At 52.3% G+C, this 25,098-nt stretch carries 24 protein-coding genes and 1 riboswitch; of the genes, 12 read left to right on the top strand and 12 right to left on the bottom strand.

From position 1 onward, the window contains the following. Positions 1-7: 7 nt before the first annotated feature. From OIN60_RS04405 to OIN60_RS04455, 11 genes are all read right to left on the bottom strand, one after another. A complete protein-coding gene (locus OIN60_RS04405) occupies positions 8-568 on the bottom strand; it encodes a helix-turn-helix domain-containing protein (protein WP_305753659.1) in 561 nt (186 codons plus the stop codon). Between the two features lie 12 nt (positions 569-580). Further along, positions 581-1,831 (bottom strand): M16 family metallopeptidase, encoded by a 1,251-nt coding sequence (locus tag OIN60_RS04410; protein ID WP_305753660.1) that lies wholly within the window; start codon positions 1,829-1,831, stop codon positions 581-583. Between the two features lie 117 nt (positions 1,832-1,948). After that, complete coding sequence (locus OIN60_RS04415) at positions 1,949-2,131, bottom strand: hypothetical protein (protein WP_305753661.1); 183 nt, start codon at positions 2,129-2,131, stop codon at positions 1,949-1,951. Positions 2,132-2,251: 120 nt separating this feature from the next. Beyond that, positions 2,252-4,207, bottom strand: a complete 1,956-nt coding sequence (locus OIN60_RS04420; protein WP_305753662.1) for a RiPP maturation radical SAM C-methyltransferase — start codon at positions 4,205-4,207, stop codon at positions 2,252-2,254. Between the two features lie 323 nt (positions 4,208-4,530). Next, positions 4,531-5,274 (bottom strand): oxygen-insensitive NADPH nitroreductase, encoded by a 744-nt coding sequence (gene nfsA / locus OIN60_RS04425; RefSeq protein ID WP_305753663.1) that lies wholly within the window; start codon positions 5,272-5,274, stop codon positions 4,531-4,533. Beyond that, positions 5,271-5,864 carry a TetR family transcriptional regulator gene (locus tag OIN60_RS04430; protein ID WP_305753664.1) on the bottom strand — a complete coding sequence of 198 codons (594 nt, stop codon included), beginning with the start codon at positions 5,862-5,864 and terminating at the stop codon, positions 5,271-5,273. The genes nfsA and OIN60_RS04430 overlap by 4 nt, the downstream gene beginning before the upstream one ends. A gap of 113 nt (positions 5,865-5,977) precedes the next feature. Beyond that, a complete protein-coding gene (locus tag OIN60_RS04435) occupies positions 5,978-7,132 on the bottom strand; it encodes a YhgE/Pip domain-containing protein (RefSeq protein ID WP_305753665.1) in 1,155 nt (384 codons plus the stop codon). Positions 7,133-7,236: 104 nt separating this feature from the next. Then, entirely contained in the window at positions 7,237-7,362 is a 126-nt protein-coding gene (locus OIN60_RS04440) for a hypothetical protein (RefSeq protein WP_305753666.1), read from the bottom strand. Positions 7,363-7,676: 314 nt separating this feature from the next. Further along, positions 7,677-10,106: a heavy metal translocating P-type ATPase gene (locus OIN60_RS04445; RefSeq protein WP_305753667.1), complete on the bottom strand. Its 2,430-nt coding sequence runs from the start codon at positions 10,104-10,106 to the stop codon at positions 7,677-7,679. 120 nt (positions 10,107-10,226) lie between these two features. Beyond that, positions 10,227-10,427 (bottom strand): copper ion binding protein, encoded by a 201-nt coding sequence (locus OIN60_RS04450; protein ID WP_305753668.1) that lies wholly within the window; start codon positions 10,425-10,427, stop codon positions 10,227-10,229. A gap of 22 nt (positions 10,428-10,449) precedes the next feature. After that, entirely contained in the window at positions 10,450-10,818 is a 369-nt protein-coding gene (locus tag OIN60_RS04455; RefSeq protein WP_305753669.1) for a metal-sensitive transcriptional regulator, read from the bottom strand. Positions 10,819-11,109: 291 nt separating this feature from the next. Between OIN60_RS04455 and OIN60_RS04460 the strand changes: the two genes are divergently transcribed. The 6 genes from OIN60_RS04460 (at position 11,110) to OIN60_RS04485 (ending at position 18,188) form a co-directional block, all read left to right on the top strand. Continuing rightward, positions 11,110-11,700: a DUF5317 domain-containing protein gene (locus OIN60_RS04460; RefSeq protein WP_305753670.1), complete on the top strand. Its 591-nt coding sequence runs from the start codon at positions 11,110-11,112 to the stop codon at positions 11,698-11,700. A gap of 300 nt (positions 11,701-12,000) precedes the next feature. Further along, positions 12,001-13,845 (top strand): bifunctional diguanylate cyclase/phosphohydrolase, encoded by a 1,845-nt coding sequence (locus tag OIN60_RS04465; RefSeq protein ID WP_305753671.1) that lies wholly within the window; start codon positions 12,001-12,003, stop codon positions 13,843-13,845. Positions 13,846-13,962: 117 nt separating this feature from the next. Beyond that, the gene (locus OIN60_RS04470) at positions 13,963-14,802 is read left to right on the top strand and encodes a sensor histidine kinase (RefSeq protein ID WP_305753672.1); all 840 of its coding nucleotides are present in this window, start codon (positions 13,963-13,965) and stop codon (positions 14,800-14,802) included. Beyond that, on the top strand, positions 14,799-15,461 hold the full coding sequence (locus OIN60_RS04475; RefSeq protein ID WP_305753673.1) for a response regulator: 663 nt from the start codon (positions 14,799-14,801) through the stop codon (positions 15,459-15,461). The genes OIN60_RS04470 and OIN60_RS04475 overlap by 4 nt, the downstream gene beginning before the upstream one ends. A gap of 220 nt (positions 15,462-15,681) precedes the next feature. Then, a complete protein-coding gene (locus OIN60_RS04480; RefSeq protein ID WP_305753674.1) occupies positions 15,682-17,400 on the top strand; it encodes a copper resistance CopC/CopD family protein in 1,719 nt (572 codons plus the stop codon). A 50-nt stretch (positions 17,401-17,450) separates the two neighbouring features. Next, complete coding sequence (locus OIN60_RS04485; RefSeq protein WP_305753675.1) at positions 17,451-18,188, top strand: YcnI family copper-binding membrane protein; 738 nt, start codon at positions 17,451-17,453, stop codon at positions 18,186-18,188. 233 nt (positions 18,189-18,421) lie between these two features. Here OIN60_RS04485 and OIN60_RS04490 read toward each other — a convergent pair whose 3' ends face one another. Beyond that, positions 18,422-19,687 carry a DUF445 domain-containing protein gene (locus OIN60_RS04490; protein WP_305753676.1) on the bottom strand — a complete coding sequence of 422 codons (1,266 nt, stop codon included), beginning with the start codon at positions 19,685-19,687 and terminating at the stop codon, positions 18,422-18,424. 391 nt (positions 19,688-20,078) lie between these two features. Between OIN60_RS04490 and OIN60_RS04495 the strand changes: the two genes are divergently transcribed. The 6 genes from OIN60_RS04495 (at position 20,079) to sdaAA (ending at position 25,074) form a co-directional block, all read left to right on the top strand. Continuing rightward, entirely contained in the window at positions 20,079-20,807 is a 729-nt protein-coding gene (locus tag OIN60_RS04495) for an amino acid ABC transporter ATP-binding protein (protein WP_305753695.1), read from the top strand. 30 nt (positions 20,808-20,837) lie between these two features. Next, a complete protein-coding gene (locus OIN60_RS04500) occupies positions 20,838-21,674 on the top strand; it encodes a transporter substrate-binding domain-containing protein (RefSeq protein ID WP_305753677.1) in 837 nt (278 codons plus the stop codon). 73 nt (positions 21,675-21,747) lie between these two features. Further along, entirely contained in the window at positions 21,748-22,407 is a 660-nt protein-coding gene (locus OIN60_RS04505) for an amino acid ABC transporter permease (RefSeq protein WP_305753678.1), read from the top strand. A 15-nt stretch (positions 22,408-22,422) separates the two neighbouring features. Then, the gene (locus OIN60_RS04510) at positions 22,423-23,073 is read left to right on the top strand and encodes an amino acid ABC transporter permease (RefSeq protein WP_305753679.1); all 651 of its coding nucleotides are present in this window, start codon (positions 22,423-22,425) and stop codon (positions 23,071-23,073) included. Between the two features lie 95 nt (positions 23,074-23,168). Further along, positions 23,169-23,282: riboswitch (glycine riboswitch) on the top strand. Positions 23,283-23,458: 176 nt separating this feature from the next. Then, positions 23,459-24,142 (top strand): L-serine ammonia-lyase, iron-sulfur-dependent subunit beta, encoded by a 684-nt coding sequence (sdaAB, locus tag OIN60_RS04515; protein WP_305753680.1) that lies wholly within the window; start codon positions 23,459-23,461, stop codon positions 24,140-24,142. Between the two features lie 29 nt (positions 24,143-24,171). Then, the gene (gene sdaAA, locus OIN60_RS04520; protein ID WP_305753681.1) at positions 24,172-25,074 is read left to right on the top strand and encodes an L-serine ammonia-lyase, iron-sulfur-dependent, subunit alpha; all 903 of its coding nucleotides are present in this window, start codon (positions 24,172-24,174) and stop codon (positions 25,072-25,074) included. Positions 25,075-25,098: the final 24 nt, after the last annotated feature.

A 25,098-nucleotide genomic window follows, 5' to 3' on the forward strand; every position in this document is an offset into this window, starting at 1 on the left:
TTCCGATTCAATTACTAGGGGCTGGTCCCCGAAAAAGGGATACGGCAAGCGTATGCCACTCACAATCCGGATCACTTGACACCAGATTTTCATCGTCAAACTCCTGCTGAAGCTCTTTAAGCCTGGTCATGTATTCATCTATTCGGGAGACAGGCACCTTCGCATGCACCATGCCCATATGAAAGAGATCTCCCCGGTTCATATTCGTGAGCAGCGCCGTCTTAACGACCCCTAAAATGTACATTGCGGCAGATAACCGCTGCGAATCGCTGTAGCTGCTGCCAACCAGCAGATGAAACGTATCCGCCTTGGAGGAATAACATTTCTCGACAATCCCGCCGCTGACCTTCTCCGAATGCAGAGTGATGAATTCCTGCTTAAGCATGCTGTCGAGAATATAATTCATTTTGGCCCTCGAACAGCCGAGCCTATCGGCCAGCTCTCCCGCGGTGGACGGCTTATCCATAATGCTCAGGAACACTTCCAGCCCTCTGTCTTTAATGAGCCGCTCCAGTAGCTCCGGCTTTCCCTGTACTTCACTGCCGCTGCCGTATTGCGATGACGTCATGCTTCATCCTCCTTACAGTAAAATGGCAAGCTCCTCGGAGCCTACACCAAGGGCCGAAAGAGCCATACGGTCCTGAGTGAACAGCTCGCAAGCGAACGACTGCAGCTCTTCGGCGGTCAGGCGCTCGATTTCGACCCGCTCCAGGTCTACGAAGAAGTCCCTGTTCAGGAGCGCATAACGGCCTGTGATCTGCAGCAGCTTGGCATCATTACCGGGAACCTGCATCAGACTTGTTATTCTGGCAGCCTTTACCCGCTGTAGCTCTTCCTCTCCAATGGCCTCCGTCTTCAACTCCTCCAGAACAGACAGGACCGCCTCGTACACCTCCTTGATCTGGTCCCGGCGGCAGTTCACCTGAATGCTTAAATATCCACTCAGGGCATAGCTCTGCGAATAAGAAAAGACCAGATAGGCAAGCTCCCGCTTCTCTCTGAGCTCCACATGCAAGCGTGATTTCAGGCCGGTGCCCAGAATGACGGATAGAAGATTCATCAACTGTCTCTCCTGGGAGTGAAAGGACGCGCCTACAAAGGAAATGTTCAAATCCACCCTCGGAGTGGCGGTAGACAAACCCAGAATACTCGGCTCGATTTCAATGACGACGTCCTTTTGTTTGCCCTGGTATTTCCAATCGTGGAAGTGACGGTCGATCTGGCCAATGACTTCTTCAGGTTCAACATTGCCTTGGACAATCATCTGCGTATTGTTCGGAATGTAATAATGGTGAAGCCTCTCTTCAATCTGCTCCCGGTTGAAGCCAAGAATATTGTTCCGGTTCCCGATCACAAATTGCCCCAGTGAACGGTTGCCCCAAAGGGCTTGCTCCACCAGCTCCTCCCGGATACGTCCAGAGGAGAAGTAGGTCTCCGCTTCATGAAGAATAATATTGCGTTCATGCTCCAAGCTCTCCATACTTACGTTGTTGTTCATGACAATGGCACCCAGGCACTCGATCATCATCGGAAGGTACTCCCGCTGCGCGGACAGCGTACACCGTGTCATCTCCTTGCCCGTAAACGCCTCATAGAGAGCGCCTCGATCCATCAATTCGCCCAGCAGCCTGCGGGCATAGCTATTCATATTCGTGTAATTAAAGGAAACATGCTCAATAAAATGGGAAATGCCGTTCACGTGATTCTCTTCGTTCTTCACACCGTGATTGATAAAAACGCCGATATTGAGCGTTCTCGCATGGGGTATTTTACGTATGGTTACCTGCAGACAATTTTCAAAAACGGCCTTGGTCACCAGCTCAGAGAACATTCTTATAATCTACTCCCTTCCCCGGATGGGTCTCGCACGGACCCTGTACCGCAAAAAGCAGCAGAGCCGCTGCCATAAAAGAGCGGCTCCCGCTTCCCGCTTATTTCAGGCTGCTGGCTAGAAGGACACGCTCACCGATACTTTGACGGCTTCCTGGATTCCCTGCTCGCCAATCTTGTTCTCCTCGGCGGATCCCAGCAATGCTTCGGACAGCGCCGAATCACTGATGACAACCTCCCCCTGACTATTTACCGTAAATGCCTCCGGGCTGAGCGTTAACTGTTTTTTCTCTTGTGCCATTCCAATCTCTCCTTTTTGGATAAAAGTGTAATAAAATGACCGACAGAGCTACCGACCAACGTTCATACCCGTTTTTTTGACCTCACCTCCCCAAAAGATCATCCTCTAATGCTCAGCGTCTCAGGACAGGGCACTAAGCTGATTCTCTCCGCTTCCGCTTGCAGCAGACAGCTCTCTTAAGCGCTGCAGCCCAGCCTGCTTGGGTGTATATGTCCCCAGCGGAACCGCCAGAGCCAAATAAACCTCGCCCTCGGTGACCATCCAGCGTCTCTCCACAAATCTTTCCAGGCAATGCCTGACCTCGTCCTCATGCAGAGTAAACCCTTGTTCCCGCAGACGGATGACGATGTTCGGGACAGAAATCATATTGTCACAGGATTGATAAATCATTGTTTCATGAAGTGTAAGCAAAGTCGTGGGCTGATCGGCGACTAAGCGCGTATCCACCAGAATGATGCGGTCATCCTTGAGTACGGAAAAGAACTCGCTTTCCCTGTAATGGGCCTGCCAGCTTTGGACGGCCTGAAGCATACGGGACGTGTACGAAAACGGATTTTGGTGATCTGCGTAGTCAAAATCGAAGTGGTAGGCAATCTGCGCAAGCCGTTCGGGAGGAAGCGCAGGGTAGATCAGTTCATAGGAACGAAGCGGACGGATGTTACAGATTCCGTAGGCTTCCGGATTCATATAATAGGGACTGAACCGGTCCAGCCGGATGGGAGCGGTCCCTCCGGGAGGCATCAGGTGGGTCAGAGACGGAATCAACTCCGCGGCGGCATCATATTCCCATTCATTCTCACCTGGAAAACCATACAAAAAGTTCCACAGCGGCGTCACCGAATATTCGGAGCACCATTTCAGCAGACGAACATTCTGAAGCATGCTCACTCCTTTTTTCATCAGCCTCAGTACAGACGTAATCATGCTTTCGATACCCGGCTGCACGTAATGGAACCCGGCTTCCTTGAACAGCCTGATTTGCTCTTTGGTCAGGTTCGCCTTGGTTTCATAGAACATATCAAGATCAAGCTCATTATCACGGATCACCGGAAGAACCGTCTTGAAATAGTTCATGTCTATGATATTATCCACTGCTGTCGCTTTATTCGTGTATTGTCCATACCGCTCCTTCAGATACACAATTTCATCAAGGGCCCTTTCGGGCGATTTGCTGCGAAAACTCATCGTTGACCCGTTCAGCCCACAAAACAGGCAGTGTGACTTTTGCCCCCACCAGCAGCCCCTGGAGGACTCGAAAAGAAAGCGGCGCCTGGTCTTGTGGTCCTGCAGGCCAAAATTGTCAAATTGTGAAAAATAATCATCGTAATTTGGGTAAGGAAGAGCATTCATGTCATGAATAGGCGGAGAAGAAGCCGTCTGACCCGGGTCTTGTCCCGAAAGGGCAGACCGGAGAATAATTCCCGGACCGGCGCTTGCAGCAGGGTCACCGGTAGTCCGGAGACGATCGATGAAGGAAATAAAGGATTGGTCTCCTTCGCCCGAGCATACCGCATCCATAAAATTGAAACTGCGAAGGGTTCCTAGTCCCATGGGACTCTCGACGTTGGAGCCGCCAAAAATGATAAATTTGTCAGGAAAGCGAGACTTCAGAAGTTTAGCCATACTTAGGGAGGCTGTATTTTGCTCAAATACAGTAGTGAAGCCGATGACATCGTAGCGGCTCCAGTCATACTCGGTCAAGCAGTTGTCCAGAAAGGAGTCTACCTTGGCACGCACATCCAGCAGGCGCTGAAAAGCCCGTCCTTCATTGGAGGACTTTCTCTTGAATCGAGAATACGTTGTTATAAGATATTGTTTGTACTCCTCGAACGTATCTTCACCATCAAATAACGATTGTGAGAAAATCCATTCCCCCGCCAGCGCATTGGTCGGGTAGGTTGAGTTTTCGGCAAAGCAGTCGTACTCCTCCAAGCCGATCAGAGCTGCGAATTTGAGGTTTAAATACAAGGTGTCGCAGTCAATCCCCTGTTTGCGCAATCCGGACTGGAGCAGACCCAGTCCAATCGATGGCCGATAGGCCGAGGCAAAGGGCATGCTTACGAGCGCAACATGCATAGCGTTCCTCCTCCTTGCAAGCTTGAAATTCGACGACTTCCGACCATAGCAGGACCGAGGTGCGAATGCAAGAAAACGGCCGGAGCGGGTAGATACTCAGTAGTTTCCGCCTTTACAGGGCCTGACAGGATGCAAGGAGCCTTGGAAGATTAACGCAATATGTGTAAATCATTTCCGTTTTGTCCATTGTAATCAGATTATCTCTCTATTTCAAGCAATTTTTTTCAACAATCCTTCAATTCATGTCTGACACCAAAAAAGAAAGGTACGGTTTCCAATCATCACCTAAGATGACTTTGGAAACTGTACCTTTTTTCTGTACTTTACCGCTTCACGAAGCCCTTTTGTTCCAGGAAACTCTTCATATGAAGACGGGCTGGCTCGGTTAACCGCACCGCCATAATCTCCGACCACGGGGTCGTCCGTTCACCGCCTGTACGCTCCGACAAATAACGGGTCATGGCTTCGTCATACAGCTCAACCTGCTCCATCGTTTGCTCCGGATCGTAGCCGTTCATATGCAGCACGGCTGCCTGCGGCAGACGCGGACGCAGACCCGGGTCTTGATCAGGCACACCTACGCACATACCGAACACCGGATATACCAGCTCCGGCAGACGCAGCAGCTCGGATACTTCAGCAATGTTATTGCGGATACCGCCAATGTATACAATCCCCAGGTCCATCGCCTCTGCGGCAATAGCTGCGTTCTGGGCCGCAAGAGCGGCGTCGATCGTAGCGACGATAAAGTTTTCCGTAGAATCCTCATAGGAAGTCTGGTCCGGCCTGTGCTGTTCTGTCACACGCTTCAACCGGTACAGATCGGCGCACCAAACGAGAAACACAGGACACTGCTCCACATACGCCTGACCACCGGCAAGCCCGGCAAGCTGTCTTTTCAAATCCGGCTCCGTTACTGCGATCACCGAATAAGCCTGTACATTGCTGGAGGATGAAGCCATCTGCCCCGCCGCCACAATGGCGGACAACTGCTGCTCGGATATTGCTTCCTGCTTAAATTTACGGATGGACTTGTGATTCATCAAAACAGACAACGTTTCGTTCATGCTTCCTTCACCCCTAATCCCAACAGAATAAACCGTACCGCTTCTGCAGCGATACTCTCGACCCCTATCTTCTCATCAGCAAATACATCTTCAAAATTGACCATATGTTTATGGGACAAGGCTACACCCATCACCATGACAAGGGCATTCGTAGACGAATCGAAGGTGAATACTCCTTCTTCCTTCCCTCTTAACAAGAGTGATCTGACCTGGGACCAGACCTCAACCAGAACATTCATGACCGTCTGCCTGCGCGGCGAACGCAGCAACATTTCCTGTTGGATTATAAAGCTTAGCTCCCGATCCCGGTGCGTTACTTGAATAATCCGTGAAACCAGCAGACGAATCCCCTCGATGGGGTCCAGATCGGCAAAATTCACACTTTTCAGCTCCTTAATGGGAAAAAAGTGTTCAACGACAGCCTTATACACGCCCTCTTTCCCCCCAAAGTGGTAGGATATCAAAGCAATGTTGGCACCTGCCGCCTCACAAACCTGCCGACAGCTCGTTCCGTCGTAACCCTGCTGGGCAAACAGCCTTTTGGCCGCAAGCAAGATGCGTATTTTGATATCCGGTTCCGTCTGCGTCATTCTCCCTGATCCCCTTCGCTATATGCTAGTCGGTCCTATTATGGAACTTTGCCGCCCGGGAATCAAGCGGGGACGCGTTTCACATCCCGGCATCAAGCTTCCCTTCCTGCTTCTTATGCGCCCTCCGGCATTACAGCCGGAGCTGCCGACGTCTTGCCTTTTAACGCCGTTGCCAGAATGGCAACCGCCAGGCATACCAGCAGGATAAGCGCAAGCAACCCCGCCGCATGGCCCGCACCCGGACCTCCAAGCTGTATGCTCATAATCCCGTTGACCGCATAAGTAGCCGGCAAAAATGCTCCAAGGTGCTGATAGAAGCCATTCAGCATTTCACGCGGCACCATCGCTCCCGAGGATACAAGCTGGATAGACAACATAATAATGTTGAAGAACATACCCGGCATGCCGAATACAATCAGGAACATTTGGGTGAAGAACATGAAGGTCAGCATCAGAAGCACTTCATATAACCACATCAGCCCAAAGCCCTGCTCCATCTGTCCCCCCAGTAGACTAATCAAACCCGTGCCCACGAATGAAACGACCAGTGCCGTTCCCAGGTTAATCAGGACGCGGGCACCAAACTTGCTCCATTTGCCAGCCTGATGGCCCACCATCATCGTCGACTGCTGCAGATTCAACCCCATAATCATGGAACCGACAAACGTAGCCAGCACCATCATCATCGGCACCATTTGATTGTTCATTCCCTGCACCGGATGGATGGAGGTTACATGGGATTCCACTCTTTCCGTTAACGCACGGGCGGTTTGCTCTGCCGCTGCTGCCGGCATATTGGCCTGGGTAAGTGCCGCCGTCGTTCCTTGCACAGCCGCCTGGCTGTTGATCGTGGCCGTCACGTTCTGTTCTACACCCTGCATGATGCTTTTAATGGTCATCGGGTTGGCTTCATTAATCGTGTAGCGGATTTCCGCCTTGTCCGCCGGTGACGTCAGCCGGGCTGTAAAGTCCGCCGGTATTTCCATCACCATTTGCAATTCCCGGTCATTCAAGCGCGTTTGCGCTTCCTCGGCCGTCAATCCCGTGACGATTTGAAAAGGCAAATTGCCTGCCAGTTCGTCCACAATCTGTTTTCCTATGCTCGGATCCTCGTTCACAATCGCGATTCTCAGCATGCTGCTGCGCTCGGTTACCCCACTGTACGCAGTCATCCAGATCACACTGAAAATAACCTGAAACATAAGAGCGGTAATGATGCCAATGATGGTCATTGGTTTGCTAAAATAAAGCTTTAATGCTGTAAGCATGTTTCTTTTTCCTCCAAGATTTTATTTAATCAAACATTTAAATCAAACGTTTGTTTAATAAACTATAAGATTTGAAACGATATGTCAATGCTTTTATGTAAATTTCATTTTAAATTTACATTCCAAATGCTACTTAAAGATTCAGGTGATATCCCATAATCTCCTATAATTTTTTTTAGCATTTCTCCGGGACCCTTGCTCTCATTTTCGTTAGTTCCAATGATTTTCATCTTTCTTACACGCTCCTCTCATTCAGGATCTCTTACATACCCCTATTATTACCCCTCCAGATAAAACCTGCCTCAAAACGTATACAATCCATCCGGATGGATGGATTGTACGTGTACTTTACATCATCGAAAGACCAGCAAAAAATCACCTTGAACTGGCGAAGCGTTCAAGGCATTTACTCCCCTGCCCAGTGCCCGGAATTGTTCTGGAGAAGCGGAGCGTTCGCCTTTGTCCCCGGATTTCTTCCGCTGCTTGCTTCAATCAGGAAATCCGGGGACAACAGCGATCGGAGGAACAATCCGGGCACGCCCCCTTACAACTTCACCCGCTGCAAACGCAAAGCATTCAACACCACTGACACCGAGCTGAATGCCATTGCCGCTCCGGCCAGCCATGGGGCCAAAAAGCCGAGCGCCGCAATCGGAATGCCAATGACGTTGTAGGCCAGCGCCCAGAACAAGTTCTGCTTGATGTTGGCCATCGTGCGGCGGCTCATCTCAATCGCATCGGGAATGCTGTTCAAATCACCGCGCATCAGCGTAATATCCGCCGCCTCCATCGCCACATCCGTTCCCGTGCCCATGGCCATGCCGACATCGGCTGTGGCCAATGCAGGCGCATCGTTGATGCCGTCTCCAACCATGGCCACAGAACCGCCAAGCTGCTGCAGCTTCCTCACTTCGTCTGCCTTGCCTTCCGGCAGCACTTCAGCCAGCACACGGCTGATTCCAGCTTGCTCTGCCACCGCCTGCGCCGTCCGCTCGTTATCACCGGTGATCATCAGCACGTCAACCCCCATTTCACGCAGACGAGATACGGCTTCACGTGAGGTATCCTTAATGGTATCCGCAACGGCGGCGAGCCCAGCATACCGGCCATCTACCGCAATGATCATGGCCGTCTTGCCGCTGCTCTCCAGCCGCTTCATCAACTCGTTAATTTCCGGATCAAGCTTCACCTGCTCCCGCTCCATGAGCCTGCGTGTGCCTGCCAGCACCATGCTTCCTTCAACGAAAGCTTTGACGCCATAACCCGGCATATTTTCAAAAGCGGATGCATCCGGTATTTCCACGGATCGGGCCGTTATCCCGGTAACGATGGCTTCGGCGAGCGGATGCTCCGAGCCCTTCTCTGCGGCTCCCAGCAAGCGAAGCAAACGCTCCTCCGGCATATCAGAGGCCGGAAGCAAATCCGTCAGTTCAGGTTTTCCGTTAGTGACGGTGCCTGTTTTATCCAGCACCACTGTGCGGATATTTTGCGCCGCTTCAAGATGCTCTCCGCCCTTGAACAGGATGCCGTATTCGGCCGCACGCCCCGAGCCTGCCATAATCGATGTAGGGGTAGCGAGCCCCAGCGCACACGGGCAGGCGATGACCAGCACGGCAATTGCCTTCTCCAGCGAGCCTGCAAAATCGCCAGGTGCAGCGAAGAGGTACCAGATCGCAAAAGTCACAAGCGCAATCCCTACGACAATCGGGACAAAAATGCCGGAAATGACATCCGCAATCCGCTGAATCGGAGCCTTGGAGCTTTGTGCCTCCTCTACTACCCTGATAATACGCGCCAATGCGGTGTCCGCCCCTACACGGGCGGCTCGGATTTTCAGCAGCCCGTTCTTGTTCAGAGTTGCGCCGGTGACCGGATCCCCCGCCTGCTTCTCGACCGGCAGACTTTCCCCGCTCAGCATCGATTCGTCCACCGCCGAGCTTCCTTCCAGGACTTCGCCATCCACTGGAACCTTCTCACCCGGCCGGACGATCAGTATGTCGCCGACAACCACCTGTTCCACAGGAATATCCAGTTCCTGTCCGTCCCTTACGATACGGGCCGTACGCGCCTGCAGCCCCATCAGGCTCTTAAGAGCATCGGAGGATCTGCCCTTCGCGACAGCCTCGAACCATTTACCGACCAGAATCAGCGTAATGAGCACCGCGCTCGTCTCATAATACATTTCAACCTGGCCATGTCCGTGCATACCAACCGATTCCAGCGTCAGGTACAGGCTGTAGAAATACGCAGCCGAGGTCCCGAGCGCCACCAGCACATCCATATTGGCACTGCCGCTGCGCAGCGCTTTGAATGCGCCGACGTAGAACTGCCAGCCGATAATGAACTGCACGGGCGTCGCCAGGATAAGCTGGAACCATGGGTTCATAAACAGCTCAGGCACGTAGATGCCGGAGGTGAAGCTGAAATGCCCCACCATGGCCCACAGCAGCGGCAGCGACAGGACAGCCGAGATCATCCACTTCCACTGCTTGTGCCGGATTTCGCGCTGGCGCAGATCCGAAATGTCCGAGCCTTCCGATTGGGGAACGGCTCCGTAGCCAAGCTGCTCTACCTTTTTGACAATATCTGCGGAATTTACCGTGCCCACCATATACTCCACATGCGCAGTTTCCAGCGCCAAATTAACACTGGCCGAGGTCACGCCGGGCATTCTGGACAGTGCTTTCTCGATCCTGCTGGCACAGGCGGCGCAGGTCATTCCGGTAATATCAAAATCAGCCTGTTCCGCTGCCGTACCGTAACCCAGTGAGCCGATCTTATCCCGCACTCCCTGAAGATCCGTAACCTCGGGGTCAAAGCTTACCGTCGCCTGCTCCAAAGCCAGGTTAACATTCGCTTCCGCAACACCCTCCATCCGGTTCAACCCTTTTTCAATCCGGGTGGCGCAAGCCGCACATGTCATACCTGTAATATGCAGTGTAGCCTGCTCCTTCCCTTCCGCTTGTGTGCTCATTTCCCGTCCTCCCTTTATTCAATATACCCCCATAGGGTATAAAATTCCCCCAAAGAGAGAGCTTCAATTCCTGAAGCTCCCATTATAGCTTTCGCAATAGCCAGACGCTGCCCAGCCTATTCAGACTACATCATACCCCTGATCTTCAATCGCTTCTTTAATCGCCTTCAGCGTTGCTTTGCTCTCTTCAAATTCGATCTCCACCGTCTTGGAAGCAAGATCCACCTTGGCTGTTCCTCCCGCATTTTGCACGGCCCCCTCCACAGCCTTCACACAATGGTTGCAGGACATACCTTCTACATTCAATGTAACTTGAGTCATGTTCCATTCCTCCCTGGTTATATTATTTCATTAATTTCTTGACCGTAACAAGAAGCTCATCAATCACTTCATTCTCCCCTGCCTGTAGACGCTCGATCACACAGCTCTTCATGTGCCCTTCAAGCAGCAGCTTGCCAACTCCATTCAAAGCGGACTGAGCTGCCGCTATCTGGTTCAACACATCGTCACAGTAGGTGTCTTTCTCAATCAATCCCTTGATTCCGCGAATTTGTCCTTCAATCCGGTTCAACCGGGATATCATGCTGTTCTTCAGTTCGGGAGCGTGATGGCTGCGTCGGGCTACCGGCTCTTCACTGCTCGCAGCATGGCCGCAATCATGTACAGTGCCGTTATCCTGCACCGCGTCTGCTCCCAGTTCGGACTGCTTCACTGAACTGTTCCCTCCCCAATGTGTTGTACACATATCATATTATACCCCACAGGGGTATGTCAAACCCGTTTATCCCCTATTTTTCGACAATCGTGTCAGCCGAAAACTCTACAAAATTAGTAAGAAGTTCTCATTTTTTTTTAGTTTTATCTGGTATAATGGCTACAAAGTTTCATTTTATTTGAAAATATTGGTCTTTTTTTGTTTGTTCGCGAGGTTTTTCGCAGGATTTTGTTGAGTGAGCTTGCGATGTAGCATCACTAGTACAAATCATATTACGGAGGATACGCTATGGTATATGATGGAGTACTGCTCGGGTTGATCGTCGGCCTGTTCAGGGGCGGATTTCGTCAGGGTCTGACGGGATTAAGCAATATCCGGCTTACTGCAGGATGGATCTTCCCGCTCTTGCTGCTCGTCCAGCTCGCCATTTTTTATCTTCAGGAGCACTCTGCCTTTCTCGCTTCCATTAACGGCTATTTGTTTATGGCCGTTTACGTCGCAGGGCTTGTATTTCTTTGGCTGAACAGACAGCATGCAGGCTTTCGTCTCATCCTGATCGGTGTTTTCCTGAATTTTCTGGTCATGGCCGTCAACGGCGGACGTATGCCGGTATCGTTGAGCGCTTCCTCCGTACTGGGTCCTTATTACGTTGAACTGCTGCAATCCGGAGAGGTGATATCCAAGCACTTTATGATGGACTCGGCAACCCGCCTTTCGTTTCTGGGAGACATCATCCCGCTGAGTGCCCCTTATCCCCGCACCCAGGTGATCAGCATCGGTGATGTCGTTATGAATGTCGGCATATTTCTCTTCATTCAGAGCGTCATGGTTGCAAAGAAGAAAAAGGTTAATGGACAAGTGAACCCGCATCATGCTTAACATACAGCATACTACGGCGAAGGGAGGGGAAATCTCATGAAAAATATGAAATATTCTCGCATTGTCGTAAACGCCATGATCATCGCTTCTGTTGTTATCGCTTTGACTTCCGGATACAAAATTGGCGGTTAATGATTTGTACCCCATTCACCCAAAACAGGCCGGATCGGCCTGTTTTTTCTTGCACCCGCTCCTGCCTCGTCGATTTTTGTCGTATTACCGCAAACTGAGGTGGATTTTTCAAACAGACCCTGATATGTTAAACATCAAGACCACCCTACAAGGCAGGAGAATATATTCATGAGATTATTCAAATCTCTCCATCAACACGTTACCCCAACCGGCATTTATGCTGTTGTGATGTGTCTGGCTGGTGCCGGAGTATTTGCATATACGAACCAGTGGTCCTTTTTACAGTATTCCTCCTCAGAATGGGTTACCGTCTATTCCTTGCTGGGGGCCGTTCTGATCCTTGAGTACTTTACCTTTCAATTACCGCCTGCAAGCAATAAGCAGTCCATGGACTCGTCTGTATATCTGGCCTGCATATTTGTCCATGGCAGCGAGATCGCCATCTTCATTTTGTTCTTAACGAGCCTGATTGCCGCGATCCGGGATTATAAGCTTTCGTGGTGGAAGCATCTTATTAATTTCTCCATTTACGCATTGGCCATTTTTGCAGCGTCCACTGTCTTTCAACTCGCCGGGGGACCGCAGGGGCCTCTGGATGACCGTTACATTGCCGGCTACGTCCTGGCCATGCTTAGTTACTTTGCGGTAAATACGGTGACCTTGGGACTGTATTTCTATCTGGCCTACGAAGGATCACTCAAGCAGCTTCGAAGGGCGTTCGTCGCCGAATCACTGCTTGTATACCTGTGCACCCTTATCCTGTCCCTTGTGCTGACCGTTCTGATCTACCATAACGGCATTCTGGGGCTGGTGCTCTTCCTGGGGCTGAGCATGCTGCTGTCGCACGCCTTCAAGCAGTTGTTTGACATGTTCCGGGATGTTGAAGAAAAGTCCATTATGGACCGCCGGACCGGTTTATATAATCACAGTTACTTTGAAAATGTGCTCGAATCCGAGCTGAGTGCAGCAAGAAAAGACAAGCTTCCTTTGTCTCTTGCATTAATAGATATTGATGATTTCAAGAAATACAACGATCAGTTCGGTCATCTGAAAGGGGATCAGTTGCTCGGTTTTCTCGGGAATCTGCTGAAAAAGGAAACGGAAGGCACCCCAATAACCGCATCTCGTTACGGTGGAGAGGAATTCACCCTGCTGATGCCGGGGTATACCGCCGAGCAGGCCTACAACGTGGTTAATCGTATCCGCAAGAAGCTGAACGACTCCCGTTATGAAGGGGTGGAAATTTTCCCGCACGGGTGTTTATCCTTTTCAGGCGGCATCTCTGAGTATCAGGCCGGTATTTATGATAAATCCCAGCTTGTCGACCAGGCGGACAAGGCGCTCTACTATGCGAAGCATCAGGGTAAAAACACAATCCATCTGTTCGGCAGCTTCAATGCGACGGAACGGGAAATTGACCTCGCCCAGGATGTCCGGGATATCGAGCAGCAGCTCAGCTTATTTCTATATAAAGATATCAGTACCTTCAAGCATTCCAAACGTGTTTTCAAGTACGCGATGGATATCAGCGAGGTGCTCGGATTAGGACAGGAGGAGAAGCGCCGTTTCGTGCTGGGAGCTCTGATCCATGACATCGGCAAGCTGGAGATCCCTTGGGATATACTGAACAAAAGAGAAAAGCTCACGCCTGAGGAATGGACTCTCGTTCAAGGGCATGTCACTTGGGGCAGGCGGATTGTCGAAGCCAACGAACGCTTTGAAGAACTGATTCCGTTCATCGAGCTGCATCACGAACGATATGATGGCACCGGGTACCCTTACGGCTTTGCGGGGGAGGAGATTCCAAGGCTGTGCCGAATGCTTACGGTCATTGATTCCTTTGATGCGATGACCACGGAAAGACCCTACCAGCAGGCAAAAACGTTCGAGCAAGCCCTAGAGGAGCTGCGCGCCTGCTCGGGCTCGCAGTTCGATCCTGAGCTTACCCGCATCTTTATCCGTTATATCAAAAGCACACACCCGGTCTTCCCTCACATCCGTTCTCTTCACTAGCCCCGGCCCCCGTTCCTCTGCGGCGGGGGCTTTTGCTTTTTGCCGCCTGGGATTGTTCATCATTAATCCATATAATAGATAAAAAATAGATAAAAACCTGCGCTTAAGGAGAATGGTATGACATACAGACAAATCAAATGGATGATTCTGACCATCCCGACCATTATCGTCGGCTTGTGGGAGTATGTGCGGCATCAGTTTCTGATGCCTGTGATTTCAATGGACACGGGTAACTGGCTCACGCCGCTCATTCTGTTTGTCGTCAGTGTGACTTTGCTTAGCCGCCTGTTCACCCTCATGGAGGCATCCAGAGCCGAGCTTGAACGGGAGCGGGCTGCCAGGGATGTGCTGCAGGCCAGAGAAATGCTTGCGCGGGAGCTGCATGACGGCATCGCCCAGTCGCTGTTCCTGTTGTCCGTCAAAATGGATAAAGCCGAACGCAGCCTCAGCTCTGATGTGGCCGCCACGCAATGGAGCGGGATTCGCAAAACGCTTCATGAGGTGGACAGATACGTCCGGCAGTCCATTTCCAACCTACGCGACCTCCCGCTTCATCCGGCTCGTTCAACGCTGCCCTCGATGCTGCAGCGGATTCGGGGGACGGCTGATGATGTCTACCCGCAAGCCAGCGTGGAGTGGGATATAACCGACGAAGCCTTGACGGCCCGAGATCAGGCAGAGCTGCTTGCCTGCATCCGGGAAGCGCTGCTGAACGCCCGCAAGCACGCCCAGGCCAGCCGGATCAGCATCCGGGGAAGCGCTGAGGGACAGCAGGGCTGGAGGCTGCTCGTTGAAGACAACGGTCGCGGCTTCCAGGGGGACCCGCTGAACAGAGCCGACAGGTATGGGCTGCGCATTACCAAGGAGCGTGCAGAGCAGATGGGATGGAGATTCACCTTTGAACGCCGCAAGGAAATGACAGTTATGGAGATTTCCAAAGGAGGACAAGCCAATTGAACAGGACTAGAGTGCTGGTCGCGGATGATTCGGCCCATGCACGTGAGGCGATTTCCGATATTCTGGGGGAAGACAGAGCTTTCGAGATTATCGGGGAAGCGTCCGGCGGAGAACAAGCCCTCCGGATGACGGAGGAGCTGATGCCGGATCTGATTCTGATGGATATCCGCATGCCGGATCTAGACGGTCTGGAGGCAACCGGCTTGATTAAGATGCGTTTTCCGTATGTCAAAATTGTAATTATCACCGTATCCGACGATGCTGCCCACTTATTCGAGGCGCTGAAACGGGGGGCGCAGGGATATTTGCTGAAAAATCTGTCTCCCTCCACCTGGCTGGAATATTTGCGGGCCGTCGTCAGTGATGAAGCACCACTCAGCCAGGAGCTGGCCTATCGCATCCTGCAGGAATTTCCGGCTCCACCGAAGCAGACGGCCGCTGGCCAGAGCCTGACACCGCGCGAACGGGAGATTCTGAACTGGGTAGCGTCCGGCCAGACGAACAAGGAGATTGGAGAAGGGCTTGGCATCTCGGAGCAGACGGTCAAGAATCATTTGAAAAATATTCTGCACAAGCTCCAGCTCGAAAATCGTGTTCAGCTTACGCGTTATGCGCTGGAGCAGGGGCTGGTTGACCGTAAATCTCACCCCCTCAGGTGAGCACGAGGATCCCAAAGGCTTATTGACCAAGGGGTCCTCTTGTTCCTGTTCTGAGACACTCTAGAGACGATTATGTGATATTTTTCATGCTTTTGCCATAATTACGCTCTAAATTCTCCTCCATTATAGCCCTATGTGGGGATAGCCCACTATTTCAGTAAATACTATAATGAACATTCATCAAGAGCATATGTTGAAAAAATCCGGGAGGTGTGCCCCTATGAACCGCAGCATTCGAGCCGTTCTAGGAACCGGCTTTATGAGCCTCGGTCTGGCGCTGCTCTTTCTTTTCCCGCATCTGGCTTTGGCCCATGCCTCACTGATGGAATCCAATCCTGCCGCCAATGAGGTGCTTAGCGAGCCACCTGCCAGCATCCAGATGACATTCAGCGAACATCTACAACCCGCATTCCTGTCCGTACAGGTAACAGGCGCAGACGGTTCAAGAGTGGACAACGGGGACGCCGCACTGTCCTCCGACAATGCGGCAGTTGTTCAAGCTGGTTTGCGGTCCGGCATTCCGAATGGCGTCTATACGATTACCTGGCGTGTACTGTCGGCCGACGGGCACCCCATTCAAGGGGTTATTCCCTTCCAGATCGGAGCCGGTGGTGAACATCTGGGCGGCGAAGGAGCCGCCGCTGCCGCTCCTTCGCCCCTTGTACGCCCTGACCTAATTGCCGTGCGGTGGTTGTTTTATGCAGGTCTGTCCCTCCTGTTCGGGATGCTGTGCTTCCGTCTTTATGTATGGCGCGGTCCTAACGCTGGTGGCAGTAAGGGGATTGAGGCGGGAAACAATCCCCGTTTGCAGACGCTGATCTGGACGGGCTTTGCGGCAACAGCCGTTGCCGTATTGATCAGCCTGCCGCTGCAGGTTTCCTGGGATGCCGGCGTACCGGTAACTCGTGGCTTCTCTCCAGCGCTGATCGGTGAAGCTCTGCAGTATACAAGCGCGGGCAAGGCCTGGTTTGTCCAAATCATGATCCTGCTGCTGCTCAGCGCACTGCTGCTGTACGCCTTCGACCGTGCTCAGTCTGAACGCCGACGGGTGCTGTGCGCTCATGCATCCGTCAGCATGGTTCTTGGCATCATGCTGGCCAAAGCCTTCACAGGTCATGCGGCAGCAGCTACCATTCCGGCCCTGGCCATCACCGCCGATTTCGTTCATCTGGCAGCGGCGGCCTTCTGGATTGGCTCGCTTGCTGCCATGATTCTGTATTTACCGTCCACGACGCGTGAGTTGCCCACTGCAGAGGGCGAACGCATTCGCAGCGAAGCGATGCGGCGTTTTGCCGGGTGGGGCATGACGGCAGCGGCGTCCCTGCTGGCTACCGGTATCTATACCGCCCTGGTACATCTACCGTCACCCGCATCGCTGTTCATAACAAGCTACGGCTATACACTGCTGGGCAAAACAGTGCTGCTGATCGTCATGCTTGCCTTCGCCGCTTACCAGTTCCGGCTTGCCCGCCGTCCTTCCAATCGGGCGCGAAATGGAACCGCGATCCGCTGGGAGCTCACCACCGGCATCCTTGTGCTGCTGCTGGCCGCGCTGCTTACACATCTGTCTCCCACGGCAGGGGCAGAGACCGAAGTGGAGAGTGACTCTTTCCGGCAAACGGCAGCCGCAGCTGCAGGCAACTATGAGGTCGAGTTGGCCGTGGATCCGACGAGGGTAGGCAGCAGTAGCTTTGAGGTCTGGATCCGCGATGCCGATGGAAAGTCCGTTACGGACATTCAGCAGGTAACGCTAACGCTGATTCCTGCAGCCAGCGACCGCCGAAACCAGGAAGTTGTCATCCCTGGCCAGTCCGCTCAGCCGTTCACGGCCAAGGAGCTGCTGGCGACAGCGGGTACCTGGACCGTGCGGGTGCATGCCCTGACCGGGTCCCTCGATTCCATCGATGCCGATTTCGAGCTGCCTGTTGCCGCCCCTTAACACGGGGTCCGAGGGCTGCCTGAATTTATTTTACAAAGGAGTGAAAGCCGATGAGTACACACCATCATTCGTTCAAAAAGAAATTTCTCAAAATCTCCTCCACTCTTTCCGCCACAGCGGTAGGGGTGCTGCTGTTCGCCAGCATTGCCAGCGCGCATGTCACCGTCTCTCCTTCCGTCTCCCAGCCGGAGGCCTGGGAAACCTATACCATCAAGGTGCCTGTCGAAAAGGATTCGGCAACCACGAAGGTCGCCCTCAAAATACCGGAGGGTGTAGAATTCAAGCAGTACGAGCCAGTGCCGGGCTGGAAGGTCAGTACGACGGCCAATGAAGCCGGTGCTGTCAATACAGTCACCTGGACCGCAAACGGAGAAGGGATCCTTGCCGGACAGTACCAGCGCTTCAGCTTTGTCGCTGTGAATCCGTCCGGAGAAGCCAAGATTCCCTGGGATGCCTTCCAGTATTATGCGGATGGAAGCATCGTTGAATGGACCGGAGATGAAGGCTCTGACCTCCCTCATTCCGTGACAGCGGTGACTGCGGATGCCGCAGCGGAGCCGAAGCAAAGCGATTCCGGGGCAGGACATGAGGACGAAGCGGATTCAACGGGCACGAATGCAGGAGCACAGGCCGATAGCAGTAACACGGCAGCAGACGCTCAAGCGGCCCCTGCAGCAGCGGAAGCGCCAGCCTCTTCTGCCATACAAACCGTCACGCTTGTGATCAGCATTGCCGCTCTTGCGCTATCCATTGCAGCCCTCCTGCGTGCTGTGAAGAATCGGAAATAACAGAATATCATTTTCAGCACAAACAAAAAGTCGAGAACAGGAGAAACCCCCCCCTGTTCTCGACTTTTCTATCTAACCCAGAATCGCCAATGGATGATTCCTTTTTTTGTTAAGGTAAGATACGCACGCAGCAGCGGAAAGAACGAAACGATTCCGGAAAAGCGCAGCGTTCGCCTTTGGCCCGAAGGGTCAATAGCGATTGGAGGAACGTTTCGTTCTTGGAGCGCCTCACTCTATTCCAGCAGCATGCGAATGCCTGTAAGCACAATGCCGATCAAAAAACCCGTCAGCGCTCCGTTAATTCGGATCCACTGCAGATCCTGTCCCAGCTTATCTTCCATGAGCGCAATCAGCGCCGCATTGTCCATCTTCTCAACGTTTTCTCTAACCAGGCTGCCGATCCGGTTGTGGTTCTTCTCCACCCATCCGGTAATAGCCATGATGATCTGCTCGTTCAACCGCTCAAGCAGTTCATCGTCCTTACGCAGGTCCTCAATCAACCGCGCGCACAGCGGGAGGATATAAGTCTGTACATAGGCGCCGTTCTCCATAGAGGCGAGCAGACGTCCACGAAGCTCCTCCAGCTTGCCCAGCACCATTTCCTCGCCCTTCCATGAGGCGGCCTGTTCATTTTTCCAGTCGTTCAGCCTGGTATGAACTTCGCTATCCGACGCCAGCTTTTCAATCTGTCCCTGCAGGCCACCCATAAAGGCTTCCCGCCGTGGATGACTTTCCATTTGCAGCTCATATACTCTTTCCAATAAAAAACGCCGGATCATGTCTCCCATGCGCTCCTCATTGAGATACCCCAGAAACGCGCTGACCGCAAGCTGCATCAGCCCGTTCAACTGCAAGCTTGAAATGGCCTGCATCCCCATCGTTCCCAAGGTTATGACCGTCTCGGATTTATGAAGCCATGCTTCCGCCTGTTCTAACGCATAATCCAGCACCTTCTGATCATACCCGCGTTCCAATGTCTGCTTCGCCAGTGATTCAAGCAGTTGCCCCGCATCCTGTGTCATGATCTGCCGCCGGATTTCCTCCGTAATGACGGGAGCCAGACTGTCCAGCGGCAGCCGGCTTATCAGCCGCTTGGCCAGTAGATCGATGGCTTCAGCCGCCCTCGGGGAAGCAAGAGCCTGCTCTGCTCCGTCCAGCAGCATTTCTGCGAGGCGGACATCCTTGATTTTGGCTGCGATGCTTTCTTTGTTCAGAAGGTTATTCTCCACCGTGCTTACCAACGCATCCGTCAGCTTGCCCCGGTTCTTGGGAAGAAGGGCCGTATGCGGAATCGGGATGCCGAGCGGGTGGCGGAACAGCGCCGTGACGGCGAACCAATCCGCCAGGCCGCCAACCATACCGGCCTCGAATGCGCCTGCCAGCAGGCGAACGGCTCCGTACTGCTGAAACGGCAGGGAAGCCGCAAATCCGGCACCCATAATAATAAGCGACCATGTCGCTGCTTTTTTGGTCTGTCTTCTCTGTTTCGGTTTTGCCATGATTTATCCTCCAACCTTGCGCCTATGACTGAATTACCCTTTGGTCACCATATTATCACCGTATGACAAGAATCCCAAACTGCGCGTCTTCTCTTCCGCGAAGCTCTTGCTTCCCGGACGGACTGCAAAATACTTACATGAGTACGTGGCAACGGTGGAATACTATATTTCTTTGCAATATGAATATACATCCATATCTTAATCTCGTGTTATCTTTCTTTACAAAAATTCTTGAAATTCCTATATTCTCAGTGTATCATTAGTTAACTATTTTTATATGTTCTATTTGCTTACACAAGTTAAACTGGATTTATATGTATAATGTACAGAAAGGGCTCATAGACACTTACTACTGAACCCAGTACGTAACACAGATAAAGGGGGGCTCGTTCTGATTCAGTTTCGGAACGTCAACAAACATTATGGCAGCTTTCAGGTCCTTAAGGACATTAACCTGACGATTGAAGAAGGCCAAGTGGTTGTTATTATTGGACCTTCCGGTTCCGGTAAGAGCACATTGCTTCGCTGCATGAACCGTCTGGAAACTATTTCCGACGGGGAACTGATCGTCAACGGTGTCGCACTCCATGACAAGAAAGTGGACATCAACAAATTCCGCCGCAATATCGGCATGGTTTTCCAGCACTTTAATCTATATCCCCACAAGCGGGTTATTGATAATATCGTGCTTGCTCCAACCAAGGTACTCGGTGTATCCAAATCGGAAGCTGCTGCAACAGCTATGACCTATCTGAAGAGGGTAGGCATTGAAGACAAGGCACAGAGCTATCCTTCACAGCTATCCGGGGGACAGCAGCAACGTGTCGCCATTGCGCGTGGGCTTGCCATGAAGCCACAGGTCATGCTCTTTGATGAACCCACATCCGCACTTGATCCCGAGACCATTGGTGAAGTGCTTGATGTTATGCGTTCTCTTGCCCATGACGGCATGACGATGGTCATTGTAACCCATGAAATGGGCTTTGCCCGCGAGGTTGCCGACCGGGTCATTTTTATGGACCAGGGCCAAATTCTGGAAGACAGCACGCCGGCCGAGTTTTTCGCCGAGCCGCGTGAAGAGCGTGCACGCACGTTCCTTAGCCGTTTGATCAACCACTAAATATATATAATTTGAAAGGGGTTCAGTTTTATGAAAAAAGGTTTGAAATGGAATGCGCTTTTGCTGCTAGCCCTCTCTTTCGCTCTGGTTCTCGCCGCATGCGGCAACAAAGCTTCTACCGACACAACGGCCGGCGAAGCCGGCGGTGAAGCGCAAAGCGCGCTGGAGGCCATCAAGGCACGCGGCAAGCTCGTTGTCGGCGTGAAGAGCGACACCAAGCTGTTCGGTTTGAAAAACACCAGCACCGGGGACATCGAAGGCTTCGACGTCGATGTCGCAAAAGCGATCGCGAAACACATTTTGGGTGACGAAACCAAGATTGAGCTGAAAGAAGTAACTTCCAAGACACGTATCCCGCTCCTGCAGAACGGTGAAATCGACATGATCGTTGCGACCATGACGATTACCGAAGAACGCAAACAACAGGTTGACTTCAGTGACGTATATTTTGAAGCTGGCCAGTCCCTGCTCGTTCCGAAGGGAAGCCCGATCACAGGCGTGGATTCTTTGACTAAAGGCACGAAAGTATTGGCTGTTAAAGGCTCTACTTCCGTAAAAAATATCAGGGAAAAAGCTCCGGATGCCGAAGTGCTTGAATTTGAAAACTATCAGGATGCCTTCAACGCGCTCAAAGCCAATAAAGGCGATGCCCTGACAACAGACAACGCAATTCTGTTCGGCATGCAGCAGCAGGACGCAAGCTTCGAGATGGTCGGCGGCAACTTCACTGACGAACCATACGGTATCGCAGTTAAGAAGGGCTCCACTGATCTGCTGCAGGCGGTAAACGATACGCTGACTGACCTGAAGTCAAGCGGCGATTATGACAAATTGTATGAACAATGGCTTGGCGTTAAACCTGAATAATAGAATGGCGGAAGGAGCCGCAGCAGCGTGCTCCTTCTTTCTTGCCATCGGCTAACGGAGGTGTGATCCGCATATGCTAACTTTTGACATTAATGTCCTGTTCAATTATTGGGACTTGTACATGGAGGGCTTCCTGAACACCATCAAGGTCAGCTTAATTGCTCTTGTGGCAAGCTTTCTGCTTGGAGCCTTGATTGCCGTATTCCGGATAGCACCCTTCAAGCCACTGAATTGGTTGGGTACCATTTATGTGGAAATATTCCGGAATATCCCGCTGCTGATTACGGTCTATCTCTTCTATTTGGGCCTGGGTCCTCTCGGCATCAACCTGGACGGTTTTAAATCGGGTACCATCGGATTAAGCATTTACACCGCCGCTTATATTGCGGAAGCCATACGCGCCGGTATTCAGACGGTGCCCAAAGGCCAGATGGAAGCAGGCCGGTCATCCGGCTTGACGTACAATCAGACGATGATCCATGTCATTCTGCCGCAGGCCATCAAGATTGCGCTGCCGGCCATGGGTAATCAGTTCATTAACCTTTTCAAGAACTCGTCCATTCTCGCTGTCGTTGCCGCTGCGGATTTGATGCTGATGTCCGACCGGATCAACTCGGAGACATTCCTGCCTGTCAGCGTTTATGCTTTCACCGCTTTATTATATCTGGTCGTTACCCTTCCGCTCAGCTTTGTCATGCTGTACATGGAAAAGCGGCTGGCCAAAACATCTTAAGGAGGGAAACCTGTTATGGATTTTATAGGTTTATTTAGTGGGCCTAACGTCAAATTTATACTGCAGGGCTTCCTCCTTACGTTGGAAGTCGGCATCTGGTCCATCGTTATCAGTACGATCGCGGGCATCATATTCGGCGTTTTGCGTTATACACGAATCCCAGTTATTACCCAGGCGGCTGCTACCCTTATTGACCTGATCCGCAACCTGCCGCTTCTGCTGATCATTTATTTCCTCTTCCTCGTCCTGAAGCCGCTCGGATTTGACGTCGATTTGAAATGGTCTGCAATCATCGGCCTGTCCGTTTTCGAAGGGGCCATGATTGCGGAGGTGGTACGCAGCGGCTTGAAATCGGTCGATAAAGGGCAGATTGAAGCAGCCAGATCGTCAGGCTTAAATTACACACAGACGCTGTGGCATATCGTTCTCCCGCAAGGCTTGCGGCGGATGGTGCCCCCGATGGTAAGCCAGTACATTTCCCTGATGAAGGATACTTCGCTGGCAGTCATCATCTCACTGCCTGAGCTGACGCACAGCGCGCAGATTGCTGGCGCGCAGAATCAGTCCTTCGTGATTCCGGCGCTTCTATTCGCGGCTTTCCTGTATTTTGCCGTGAACTACAGCATGTCGCTGATCGCCAGAAGGCTGGAAGTGCGAACCCATTGATCGCCCAATGATTGAACCTTGAGCGGTGAGCATTGACACGTTGAGGTCCATCCTTTACTCTTAATTTAAAGCACTGAATTAAATACCACTCGCGGATGAGGCTTACGGGAGAGACCTGATCAATATCATGATTCAGGGCACCGAAGGAGCAAGCTGTACGGCACCCGGCCGACAGTTAATCTCTCAGGTACATGTACCGTTAGCTGACGCAGCTCTGGAGAGCGCGCAAGCCACCAAAGGGGTAAGACGGGGCTGGAAACAGCCCGTTAGAAACTCTCAGGTACAAAGGACAGAGACAAGGGACATCTCCTTGCTCTGCCCTTTTTTTGTGCTGACATCTTACGTAAGTATACGAAAAAAATTGTATACATAAGGAGGAATAGACATGCGCTTCAAAGATGTATTCTCTATCATCGGTCCGGCGATGACGGGCCCTTCGAGCTCACATACGGCTGGAGCCGTCCGTCTTGGCCGGATGGCACGGCATTGGCTCGGCGGATTGCCTGAACAGGCCAAGATGACGCTCTACGGCTCTTTTGCGGATACGTATAAAGGACATGGCACGGATCTTGCTCTTCTCGGCGGCCTGCTTGATTACGAAACGGATGATGCGCGGATCCAAGACGCAGAGCATTGGGCGCAAGAAGCCGGCATGGCATTTGAGTTTGTCACCAGCGGCCTTCCGGCTCCCCATCCCAATACGGTCCGGTTAGAGCTGCAACGCGGCGGAGAAAAACGTACACTGCTCGGGTCATCGATCGGCGGAGGCAATGTGAATGTACAGCAGCTAAATGAGTTCCGTGTCAATTTAACCGGGGAGCTTCCTGCCCTGATCCTGCTTCATTCGGACAAACCGGGCATGCTCGGGTCAGTCACCTCCGCGCTCGGGGCCGCTGGCGTAAATATCGCTTATATGCATGTTGACCGCAAGGGGCGGGACGGTGAGGCCTTAACTGCGATTGAAACGGACAGCACAGTACCTGATCAGCTCATCACAGAGCTGCAATCGTTAACTCACATGTATGAAGTGAGAAATATGGATATCCGCGGCAAAAGCAAGCGGCAGTAATAGATGCTAATAAAAGGAGCAAAACACCTATGCGTTTCAGACATCTTCACGAAATCAGCGGGATTTGCAGGGGAGAATCCAAGACGATCAGCACCTTAATGATTGAAGAACAATCCAAGGAGACAGATACTCCTCAACATGAAGTGTTCAGCCAGATGGCTGATTATTACGAGGTGATGAAGGAAGCGGTGCGACGCGGCCAGACGGAGAACACCGTATCACGCAGCGGATTAACCGGCGGAGACGGCAAAAGGGTAGCTGACTATCTCCGCTCAGGAGAAACCTGCTCGGGAGATGCCTCAGCACTCGCTATGGCCTATGCCCTTTCCGTATCCGAGGTAAATGCCTCCATGGGCCGCATTGTAGCCACTCCAACGGCTGGTTCCTGCGGAGTTATTCCAGGCGTATTCATCAGCTCGCAGGAGAGATTCGGATGGTCGGATGAACATATGGTTCGCGGTCTCTTTGCAGCAGGAGCCATCGGTTATGTCATAGCCAACAATTCGTTTATATCCGGTGCAGAGGGCGGCTGTCAGGCCGAGATCGGCTCCGCCATCGGCATGGCAGCCGGGGCGATGGTTGAGCTGCGCGGCGGAACGCCCGAACAGGCGGTTCATGCCGTTGGCCTTGCCTTGAAAAACACACTTGGACTGATCTGCGATCCCGTAGCGGGCCTCGTTGAAATCCCTTGTATTGTACGCAACGGGCTCGGAGCTGTCACGGCCTTAGCTGCGGCGGATATGGCGCTGGCAGGCGTACGCAGCGCCATCCCATCGGACGAAGTGATAGATGTCATGCTGGAAGTTGGCAGCGCCATGCCTGTCCAACACAGAGAGACCGCCAAAGGCGGCCTTGCCCAGACCCCGACAGGCCGGCGGATGACAGAAGCGCTTGCGGGCAACAACCCGCCGGCTGCAACAGAACAGAACTAACCATAAGAAGCATCGTGCAACCGA

Source organism: Paenibacillus zeirhizosphaerae, from assembly GCF_030705605.1.
In the GTDB taxonomy this organism is placed as follows: domain Bacteria; phylum Bacillota; class Bacilli; order Paenibacillales; family Paenibacillaceae; genus Paenibacillus; species Paenibacillus zeirhizosphaerae.